Source organism: Phenylobacterium sp. (genome assembly GCF_016793285.1).
GTDB lineage: Bacteria > Pseudomonadota > Alphaproteobacteria > Caulobacterales > Caulobacteraceae > Phenylobacterium.
In genome coordinates, this window is sequence record NZ_JAEUMO010000093.1 from 1 (window position 1) to 1,778 (window position 1,778).

Below are 1,778 nucleotides of genomic sequence, written 5' to 3' on the forward strand. Positions count from 1 at the left end.
CTGGACGATCACGTGGCGCGCATGGCGCTGGACCTGGGCTTCAAGCCCGACGAGAGCGCCCGCTGGCGCGACCTGCCGGATCCGCCGCAGGCCGCCCTCGACGCCGAAGTCGACGACGACTGGCTCAGCTCGGCGTGAGCCTTGCCTCCCTCAATGGGCAGGAACGCGGCCGGTCCCGGCCCATCGAGGGAGGGACGACGCCGACCTCAGCCCTTCGGCGGACGCCGGCGGCGTGGCACCCGAACGGTCGCTTCGCCGTCCATCACGATATCGTCGCCGACCTGGATCTCGCAGCTCAGCACGACACGGGCGGCGGCCTCGTCGATGCTGGCGACGGTCACCCGCGCCACGGCCACGTCGCCGATCCGCACCGGCTTGTGGAAGTTCAGCGTCTGGCCGAGATAGATCGCGCCCGCGCCCGGCAGGATCGTGCCCACGACCGCCGAGCCGAACGACGCCGACAGCAGCCCGTGCGCGATCCGGCCCCGATAGGCCGTCCGCGACGCGAAGGCCTCGTCCATATGCACCGGGTTGAAGTCGTCCGACGCCTCGGCGAACCGGGCGATCCGTTCCTCGGTGACCGTGACCCGCTTCTCGGCGGTCATGCCGACGGCGAGTTCTTCCAGGATGTAGCCCCCGGACGGGTGCGCCTCGACCATCAGCCCGCCGCCAGTTCGCCGATCACGAACGCGTCCTCGCCGTCGCGCACCAGCCCCTCCAGCACGTCGGGCAGGTCGTGCGGGTCGACGATCAGCATCAGGCCCACGCCGCAGTTGAAGGTGCGGCGCATCTCGGCCTCGGCCACGCCGCCGGCCGCCTGCAGCCACGCGAAGACCGGAGGCAGCGCCCAGGCGTCGTCGTCGAAGCGGGCGACGAGGCCCTCGGCGATGGCGCGGGGCGGGTTCTCGACCAGGCCGCCGCCGGTGATGTGGGCCAGGCCCTTGACGCGGCCGGCCTTCAGGTGAGGCAGGACGCTGCGGATGTAGATCCGGGTCGGCTCCAGCAGCGCGTCGGCGAGACTGCGGTCCGGATCGAAGGGCGCGGGCGCATCCCACGCCACGCCCGAGCGCTCCACGATGCGGCGGATCAGGGAGTAGCCGTTGGAGTGCGGTCCGGACGAGCCCAGGCCGATCAGGACGTCGCCGACCTTCTGGTCTCCCAGCCGGGGGAGCACCTTGTCGCGGTCGACGGCGCCCACGCAGAAGCCGGCCATGTCGTAGTCGCCCTCGGCGTACATGCCGGGCATCTCGGCCGTCTCGCCGCCGACGAGGGCGCAATTGGCCTGCCGGCAGCCCTCGGCGATCCCCGCCACGACCGCCGCGGCCGCCGCCACGTCCAGCTTCCCGGTGGCGTAGTAGTCCAGGAACATCAGCGGCTCGGCGCCCTGGGCCAGCAGGTCGTTGACGCACATGCCCACCAGGTCGATGCCCACCGTGCCATGCCGGCCGGTCTCGATGGCCACCTTCAGCTTGGTGCCGACCCCGTCGGTCGTGGTCACCAGCAGCGGGTCGTCGTAGCCCGCGGCCCTGAGGTCGAAGAGCGCGCCGAAGCCGCCCAGCGAGGGCTCGGAGCCCGACCGCCGGGTGGACTTCGCGAGCGGCTTGATGCGCTCCACCAGCTCGTTGCCGGCGTCGATGGAGACGCCCGCCTGCGCATAGGTGAGACCGTTTGGCCGTTCGGACATTTACGAACCCGGTTTGGAAGTGCGAGAGAGACGCGCGATTTCGCGGCCAGTGATGGAGTCGGCCGCGCGCGGGGCTATAGCTGATTTATGACGC

At 71.3% G+C, this 1,778-nt stretch carries 2 protein-coding genes; both read right to left on the minus strand.

What is annotated here, in order from left to right:
* Window positions 1-206 precede the first annotated feature (206 nt).
* Entirely contained in the window at window positions 207-659 is a 453-nt protein-coding gene (locus tag JNL41_RS09680) for a MaoC family dehydratase (RefSeq protein ID WP_293474396.1), read from the minus strand.
* The gene (purM, locus tag JNL41_RS09685) at window positions 659-1,684 is read right to left on the minus strand and encodes a phosphoribosylformylglycinamidine cyclo-ligase (protein ID WP_293474398.1); all 1,026 of its coding nucleotides are present in this window, start codon (window positions 1,682-1,684) and stop codon (window positions 659-661) included. The genes JNL41_RS09680 and purM overlap by 1 nt, the downstream gene beginning before the upstream one ends.
* Between the last annotated feature and the right edge of the window lie 94 nt (window positions 1,685-1,778).

Coding starts and splice junctions, on each gene's coding strand:
- JNL41_RS09680 (WP_293474396.1), bottom strand. CDS start 659: ATGGTCGAGGCGCACCCGTCCGGGGGCTACATCCTGGAAGAACTCGCC.
- purM (WP_293474398.1), bottom strand. CDS start 1,684: ATGTCCGAACGGCCAAACGGTCTCACCTATGCGCAGGCGGGCGTCTCC.